This window comes from Flavobacterium sp. (genome assembly GCF_043780635.1).
GTDB lineage: Bacteria > Bacteroidota > Bacteroidia > Flavobacteriales > Flavobacteriaceae > Flavobacterium.
In genome coordinates this window covers 1-7,873 of record NZ_JAYWCK010000154.1, presented here as the reverse complement: position 1 = coordinate 7,873, position 7,873 = coordinate 1, and the positions used below count along the sequence as shown (strand labels likewise).

8 protein-coding genes are annotated in these 7,873 nt (G+C 34.5%); 7 read left to right on the top strand and 1 reads right to left on the bottom strand.

All coding sequences use genetic code 11. From position 1 onward, the window contains the following. Positions 1-1,407: aspartate kinase (locus tag ACH2BV_RS14045; RefSeq protein ID WP_395051393.1), on the bottom strand; the 1,407-nt coding region annotated here is incomplete at its 3' end. 377 nt (positions 1,408-1,784) lie between these two features. Between ACH2BV_RS14045 and hutH the strand changes: the two genes are divergently transcribed. The 7 genes from hutH to ACH2BV_RS14010 form a co-directional block, all read left to right on the top strand. Then, on the top strand, positions 1,785-3,287 hold the full coding sequence (hutH, locus tag ACH2BV_RS14040) for a histidine ammonia-lyase (protein ID WP_395051392.1): 1,503 nt from the start codon (positions 1,785-1,787) through the stop codon (positions 3,285-3,287). Between the two features lie 58 nt (positions 3,288-3,345). Next, positions 3,346-3,990, top strand: a complete 645-nt coding sequence (locus ACH2BV_RS14035) for a DUF47 domain-containing protein (RefSeq protein WP_395051391.1) — start codon at positions 3,346-3,348, stop codon at positions 3,988-3,990. An 80-nt stretch (positions 3,991-4,070) separates the two neighbouring features. Beyond that, positions 4,071-5,417 carry an inorganic phosphate transporter gene (locus tag ACH2BV_RS14030; protein ID WP_395051390.1) on the top strand — a complete coding sequence of 449 codons (1,347 nt, stop codon included), beginning with the start codon at positions 4,071-4,073 and terminating at the stop codon, positions 5,415-5,417. A gap of 150 nt (positions 5,418-5,567) precedes the next feature. Then, complete coding sequence (locus tag ACH2BV_RS14025) at positions 5,568-5,945, top strand: hypothetical protein (protein ID WP_395051389.1); 378 nt, start codon at positions 5,568-5,570, stop codon at positions 5,943-5,945. A gap of 213 nt (positions 5,946-6,158) precedes the next feature. Beyond that, complete coding sequence (locus ACH2BV_RS14020; RefSeq protein WP_395051387.1) at positions 6,159-6,776, top strand: heavy metal-binding domain-containing protein; 618 nt, start codon at positions 6,159-6,161, stop codon at positions 6,774-6,776. A 51-nt stretch (positions 6,777-6,827) separates the two neighbouring features. Beyond that, the gene (locus ACH2BV_RS14015; RefSeq protein ID WP_395051386.1) at positions 6,828-7,277 is read left to right on the top strand and encodes a heavy metal-binding domain-containing protein; all 450 of its coding nucleotides are present in this window, start codon (positions 6,828-6,830) and stop codon (positions 7,275-7,277) included. An 81-nt stretch (positions 7,278-7,358) separates the two neighbouring features. Then, the coding region (locus ACH2BV_RS14010) for a DUF3347 domain-containing protein (RefSeq protein ID WP_395051385.1) at positions 7,359-7,873 on the top strand (515 nt) is incomplete at its 3' end.

The following is a 7,873-nucleotide window of genomic DNA, read 5'->3' as shown; positions in this document are numbered from 1 at the left end:
AAACAGATTCAGCTGTTTTGTGTTTTCCTCAAAAAAGTTTTCGTGTAGTGTATTTAATGCTTTTTTCACGTCTCTTTCGTTGATAACCGCCGAAATATTTCTTTCGGAAGCTCCTTGGGCAATCGCTCTGATATTGACATTGTTTTTCCCCAAAGTGCTGAACATTCTACCGCTCAAACCTTGGTGATTTTTCATGTTTTCACCCACCAAAGCAATGATGCAAAGGTTTTTTTCGACAATACAGGAATCAATTTTGTTTTGTGAAATCTCTATTTCAAAAGCTTTATTGATCGCGTTTTCAGCATTTTCAGCATCAGCATCCAAAATTCCGATACAAATCGAATGCTCTGATGAAGCCTGAGTGATAAAAATCACGTTGATGTTTTCGTGTGACAACACTTCGAAAAGTCTTTTTGAAGAACCGGCAACGCCAATCATTCCAGAACCTTCAAGCGTAATCAAAGTAATATGGTCGATATGACTGATTCCTTTTACAGGATTGGTATGCGAAGTGTCCTGACTTGAAATATAAGTCCCTTCGGCTTCGGGTTCGAAAGTGTTTTTTATCCAAATAGGAATGTTTTTTCTTAATACGGGCTGGATTGTTGGTGGATACAATACTTTGGCACCAAAATGCGACAATTCCATTGCTTCCTGATAGGAAATTGTGGCAATAGGTTGTGCTTGTTTTACCACTTTTGGATTTGCAGTAAACATTCCGTTAACATCTGTCCAAATTTCCAATTCAGATGCATCCAAAGCTCCAGCCAATATTGCAGCGGTATAATCAGAACCTCCACGACCTAGAGTTGTTCCAATTCCATCGGTTGTTGCAGCGATAAAACCTGGCATCACTACTATTTGAGCCACATTCGACGCAAAATAATTAGCAATTAGTGGATTTGTGATTTCGAAGTTTACGGCAGCTTTACCAAAGTTATTGTTGGTTTTTATCAATTCGCGACTGTCTTTGTAGCCACAACTTTTATGTTTTTGTTTAAAGGCTTCGGCAATAATGTAGGAAGACAATAATTCGCCAAAACTTAGAATCGTATCCGAAGTTCTTGGAGATAATTCGCCCAAAAGGAAACAACCGTCGAGTAAAGTTTCAAGGTGGTTGATGATTCTTTTGATATGACTCAACAAGCCGCTTTGTTCACTTACCGGAATCAATTCTTTGATAGCGTCTAAATGTTTTTTCTCGATTTCAGCGACAATTTCCTTGTAACTTTCCTCGCTTGAAGCTGCTTTTTGAGAAGCAAGAACCAATAAATCAGTGACTTTTGTGAAAGCAGAAACCACAACAACGAGTTTTTCCTTTTCTGCCTTTTTGATAACTATATCTAATACGAGTTTTATGTTTTGCGCATTGGCTACCGAAGTTCCGCCAAATTTTAATACTTTCATTTTGTTATTTTTTTTTAAAATGCAAATGGTTTTTATACACCTATGAACTCTCTTCATTTAGAAAAAAGCACGAAAACTGGATTATATGTAAAATGTATACCCCTAAAGGGTAGTGGTAGTTGTTGTAGCAGTAAATGTAACAGCAAGTGCAACTCTAAATTGAGTTGTAATCGAAGAATGATATGTTTTGCTATTATTTGCCATTATGATTTTTCAAAAGTACAGTTTTTTATAAAATAACAAAACCTTTTATTCTGTTTTTACGAATATTTTAAAAAACATAGTGCAAAAAAAAGAATATTAAATATTTTAGCTTTAAAATCTTGCTTTTTAATATTGGTTTGTGGAATTTTGAGCCTTCAAAAGCCACTATTAAAATGAATCATACACATTATATAAGTACTGAAGTACTTTCTCTGGAAGCCTTACAAGAAATTATTTCGCATCATAAATTGTTGGCTTTATCCGATGAAGCCAAGATCAATATCCAAAAATGCAGGGATTATTTAGATGCCAAAATGGCTTCGCATACGAAACCAATTTATGGCATAAATACTGGTTTTGGATCGCTTTGTAATGTCAAAATTTCTAATGAAAACCTATCAAAACTTCAAGAAAATTTGGTAAAATCGCATTCGTGCGGAACTGGGGAAGAAGTGCCTAATGCCATTGTCAAATTGATGTTGTTGCTTAAAATACAGTCATTGAGTTATGGTCATTCAGGAATTCAGTTGCAAACTGTGGAACGATTGGTTGATTTTTTTAATCATGATATTTTACCTATAGTATATACTCAAGGTTCACTTGGTGCTTCGGGTGATTTGGCTCCTTTAGCCCATATGTCTCTGCCCCTTTTAGGTGAAGGCGAAGTTTATTTTGAAGGCCATAAGGTGCATTCAAGTGTTGTATTAAAACAATTCAATTGGAAACCCATTGTATTGCAATCTAAAGAAGGATTGGCTTTACTAAACGGAACCCAATTTATGAGTGCTTATGGTGCGTATATTTTGATGAAAGCCAGCAAATTCTCTTATTTTGCTGATTTAATCGGAACCATTTCCCTGGAAGGATTTGACGGTAGGATTGAGCCTTTTAATGAGTTGATTCATTTTATTCGTCCTCACAAAGGACAAATTGTGACGGCTAATCGCGTAAAGGAATTTCTGGAGGGAAGTGAAATCATCAGCCAAGAAAAAACGCACGTTCAGGATCCGTATTCTTTTAGATGTATTCCACAGGTTCATGGTGCTTCGAAAGATGCAATTGATTATGTTAAAAAAGTTTTCAAGACCGAAATCAATTCGGTTACCGATAATCCCAATATATTTATCGAAAGCGATCAGATTATTTCCGGAGGAAATTTCCACGGTCAACCCTTAGCTTTAGCGCTAGATTTTATAGCCATTGCTTTGGCGGAATTGGGTAGTATTTCCGAAAGAAGAACGTACCAATTGATATCGGGATTACGAAATCTTCCTGCTTTTTTGGTCGATAATCCCGGTTTGAATTCGGGTTTGATGATTCCGCAATACACCGCAGCAAGCATTGCCAGTCAGAACAAACAGTTGGCCACACCTGCGAGTGTTGACAGTATTGTGTCGAGCAACGGGCAAGAGGATCATGTGAGTATGGGTGCCAATGCTGCTACAAAAGCTTTACGCGTGATGGAAAATCTGGAGCGAATTCTCGCCATCGAATTAATGAATGCTTCGCAAGCCATAGAGTACCGAAGACCTTTAGAATCAAGTGACTTTATCGAAATGTTTTTAAAATCGTATCGTGAGGAAGTTCCTTTGGTAAAAGAAGACCGGATTTTGCATTATGATATAGAAAAAACGGTGTCTTTTTTAAACAGTTTTGAAATTGAAGATAATTGTTAATAATTTCTTAAGGTTAGCTTAAAATAAAGAATTAAATTTGTTTTCTAAAAATAACAAAATGTCAATAAATAGTATCTTTCAATTTTTAGTCCCAAAAGACAAAAAATTCTTTCCGCTTTTTGAGGAAGCATCAGCAAATTTAGTACAATTAGCTTCCATTTTGCACGAAGCGGTTAATCTTCCTTTGAAAGAAAGAGATGAACTTTTTTCGAAAATAGATGAATTGGAACAAAAAGGGGAAGACATCACACGTCTTACCAATCTTGAATTGAGTAGAAATTTTATAACCCCATTCGATAGAGAAGATATTCATTCTTTGATTATTTCCATAGATAATGTAGCCGATAATCTTCACGGCGCTTCCAGCAGAATGCGATTGTACCAAGTTGGAAAGATTACAAAATCCATCCGAAAATTGACAGAAATTAATCTTGAAGCATGTCAGAACATTGATATCGCTGTGAAAGAATTAAGGGATTTGAAGAAAATGAAAAAAATAACGGATGCCTGTGCCAAAATTAATAAATTGGAGGGTAAATCAGATAGCGTATACGATAAGGCTGTTGCCGATCTTTTTGAAAATGAAACCGATGCCAAAAACATTATCAAATACAAGGAAGTGTTATCTGTATTAGAAACGGCTACTGATAAATGCAAAGGTGTGGCCAGTGTTTTAGAATCGATTACCGTAAAACATTCCTAAACATTTCTGGGATTTAAGGATTGAAAATTAATTTTTTTTCATCTTCAATCTTTGAACTTTTCAATCTTTCAATAAAAATTATGGAATTTACTCTACTTATAGTAATCATTGGATTGGCATTAATTTTTGATTACATCAATGGTTTTCACGATGCTGCCAATGCTATTGCCACTGTTGTTGCGACAAAAGTACTTACTCCTTTTCAAGCGGTACTTTGGGCTGCCTTTTTTAATTTCTTAGCGTATTGGGTTTTTGGTTTTGGAGTGGCAGATACTGTTGCAAAAACTGCACATACCATGGATATTAACCTTGTAGTTATTCTTGCAGGTGTTATTGCTGCCATTTGCTGGAATTTATTGACCTGGTGGATGGGAATTCCGTCGAGTTCTTCCCATACTTTGATCGGTGGTTTTGCCGGAGCAGCGCTTGCTCATGCTATTGCAGTACACGGTTTTGGAGGTTATTTGACAGAAGATGGAGCTACTGATCATTGGTATAATATTGTCAGTTGGTACAAGGCCGGAAAAGATGGCGGATTGCCTTCCGGAGTTATTATAGTTATTGCTTTTATTGTTTTAGCTCCTCTTGTTGGAGCAATAGCCTCTTATTTAATTTCTATTTGGTTGTTGAATGCTTCCAAAAAAAGTATTTTTCCAAAACTATTCACTATTGGATTAATGGTTTTAACCGTTTTATTCATTTATTACCAGATGGTTCCTTATGAAAAAATTGAAAAACCGCGTTTTGACTCCCATTTTTGGAGTGTTATATTAGAGTCACACAATATAAAATGGTTTTTGGTGGCTTTTATTATATTATCCATCTCGACTTTTGCATTAACATTTAGTAGTTTAAATCTAAATCAAGCCGATTCCGTTTTGAAAAAAATGCAACTCTTATCTTCGGCTGCATTCAGTTTAGGTCATGGTGGTAATGATTCGCAAAAAGTAATGGGTATTATTGCTGCCGCAGTTGCAGTATATATTCACACTTCCGGACAAACACAAGAAGGTATGGATTCGTGGTTGAATGTAATATTACCCAACGACGATATGAATATCAAAGGAGCGATGCCTATGTGGATTCCTCTGGCTTGTTATTCTGCTATAGCAGCTGGAACTCTTAGTGGTGGTTGGAAAATTGTAAAAACAATGGGGACTAAAATAACCAAAGTAACATCATTTGAAGGTGTGGCTGCTGAAACGGCAGGTGCATTAACCCTTTATTTTACTGAACATTTAAAAATTCCAGTAAGTACAACACATACAATTACCGGTTCGATTATAGGGGTAGGGTTGACTAAACGTGTTTCGGCCGTTCGTTGGGGTGTTACGGTAAGTTTGTTATGGGCTTGGGTTTTAACTATTCCGGTATCCGCGTTATTGGCGGCTATTGTATATTATATATTGAGTATATTCCTAGGATAGTTTACTACTATTTACGCTGTAAAATTAAACGTTTTTGCTATTGTTCATACAGATAAAGCTACACCTATTTTTAAGTAATGGATAAATCTTAATAAAATTTTATGAATTCTCATAAAAAATTTTCTTAACTTTGTGTGTTAATAAAATGCAATGACGAAAAAATTTCACATATTACTCCTGATTTTTACTATTGGTTTCTTACTGATGCCAGTGTTAACATCTGCTTGTGAAATGAAATCCGGAAAATCGTGTTGTAATTCAGAAACAACTTCTTCTAATAGAGAGAAAAAAGGTTGTTGTAAAGTTGTCAATCATTCAAAAAATAAGGATCACGAAGGTCCTTGCAACGGAAAATGTGGTCATTCTAATTGTACCACTTCATCAGTTCAATTCAGCATTGCCTTTTTTGAAATAAAATTCAAAAATAACAATTTTAAATTTTCAGAAAAAGAACATAATTATTTCAATACACAAGCCAATATTTCTGATGGTTTCTTTTCAATCTGGCTTATTCCAAAAATAAGCTAAATTCATTTTTGACAGCCAATGGTGTGTCAAATTCAAAGCAAATTTTGCTTTAACTCCTTTATTTATCGGCTATCTAATTTTTAAATATAGTTTAATTGCTACTATTTGATTATTTTAGTCAATTCAATTAAAATTATTAAAAGTCAAACTCAAAACAGTGTACACTGAATCGAAGATTCGATGAAGTCAATGCGCTATTAAAAAAATATAAAAATGAAAAATTTAATCCTCATACTAAGCCTGTTCTTAACTGTAATTACAATATCATCTGCACAAACAATTACAAAAAAAGAAGAGCCTAAAGTAATTTACGTTTGTCCAACACATCCTGATGAAAAGGAACCTGGTTCAGGAAAATGCCCAAAATGCGGAATGAAATTGACAAAAATAACCGAAAAAGTACCTACCTACGCTACAAAAAGTAGTCAACCTATGACTAAAACTGTAACCAAATATGTTTGTCCTATGGATGGTTCCACTTCTGATAAACCAGGTGAATGTTCTAAATGTGCAATAAAAATGGTGAAAACTACCGTAAAAGTAGATACTCACCCTCTAAAAGGAAGTCAACCTACAAGCAAAATGGTAACTCAATATGTTTGTCCTGCCGATGGTTCGACTTCAGAAACAGAAGGAATGTGTTCTAAATGTGGAACAGGAATGGTAAAAATTACCGAAATTGAAGATAACCATCCTCAAAAAGGCAGTCAACCTAAAACTAAAGTTGTGACAAAATATGTTTGCCCAATGGACGGTACAACTGCTGACATAAAAGGAGAATGCCCTAAATGTGGAATGGAAATGAAGGAAAAACAGTCTGATAAAAAATAATCGATTAACAAGAAAAGTGTAATCTATAGTAACAATTTAAAATTAAATGAAATGAAAAATTTATTTATTGCTTTGAGTCTATTTTTTGTAACCAACACAACTGTTTTGGCTCAAGAAAAAAAGGAAACTTCTAAAAAAGAAATTCAAAAAACAATGTATACCTGCCCGATGCATCCTAACGAAGTAAGTACAATAGAGGGTGGATGTAGCAAATGTGGAATGAAAATGGTAAAAACATCAGTTCGAAAACACGACCCATCTGCAAAAGGAAGCCAAACTAAAACCAAAGTTGTTACAAAATATGTTTGTACAATGGATGGAGCAACTTCTGATAAACCAGGAAAATGTCCTAAATGCGGAATGGATATGAGTAAAAATGAAACTCCAAAAGCTGATTATGCTTGTCCAATGCATCCAAAAGTTACCGGAAATAAAGGGGATAATTGTTCTAAATGCGGAATGGATTTAGTTGAAATAGCAACCAAAAAAAACGGAGCATAACCATCAACATTAATATAAATCAGCCTATGGTTTTGAGCTATAAGCTTATATAATTTAATCAAAAACATAAAAATTAAAAAAATGAAAAAAATAATTTTATCAGCCATTTTAATGGCATTCGTACTGGTTTCTTGTAACCAAAAAAACAAAGAAGTTGAAACAACAAATACTCCAATGATGGAAAATGATTCGACTATGAATATGGAAAATTCCACAATGACAATGGATAAGAATACAGAAAAGTCAACATCTGCTCAAAGTTCGAATGCTTCAATCAACGAAGTTGTTGCTAATTATTTAAAACTAAAAAATGCTTTGGTAAATAACAACAGCAAAGAAGCTGCAAATATAGGTAATACCTTGATTGCAACAATTGGGAAAGTAGATATGAATAGTATTTCAAAAGAACAAATGAAAGACTATATGGACATTGCTGACGACGCTAAAGAACACGCCGAACACATTGGTTCAAATGGTGGTGATATTGCCCATCAAAGAGAACATTTTGTAATGTTAAGTAAGGATATGAATGACTTAATTCAATTATTTGGAACCAGTCAAAAACTTTATCTGGATTTTTGCCCAATGGCAGATGA

Bases quoted from the DNA above. Each gene is read 5' to 3' on its own strand.
- ACH2BV_RS14030 (WP_395051390.1), top strand. From the start codon at position 4,071: ATGGAATTTACTCTACTTATAGTAATCATTGGATTGGCATTAATTTTT.
- ACH2BV_RS14035 (WP_395051391.1), top strand. From the start codon at position 3,346: ATGTCAATAAATAGTATCTTTCAATTTTTAGTCCCAAAAGACAAAAAA.
- ACH2BV_RS14015 (WP_395051386.1), top strand. From the start codon at position 6,828: ATGAAAAATTTATTTATTGCTTTGAGTCTATTTTTTGTAACCAACACA.
- ACH2BV_RS14025 (WP_395051389.1), top strand. From the start codon at position 5,568: ATGACGAAAAAATTTCACATATTACTCCTGATTTTTACTATTGGTTTC.
- ACH2BV_RS14020 (WP_395051387.1), top strand. From the start codon at position 6,159: ATGAAAAATTTAATCCTCATACTAAGCCTGTTCTTAACTGTAATTACA.
- hutH (WP_395051392.1), top strand. From the start codon at position 1,785: ATGAATCATACACATTATATAAGTACTGAAGTACTTTCTCTGGAAGCC.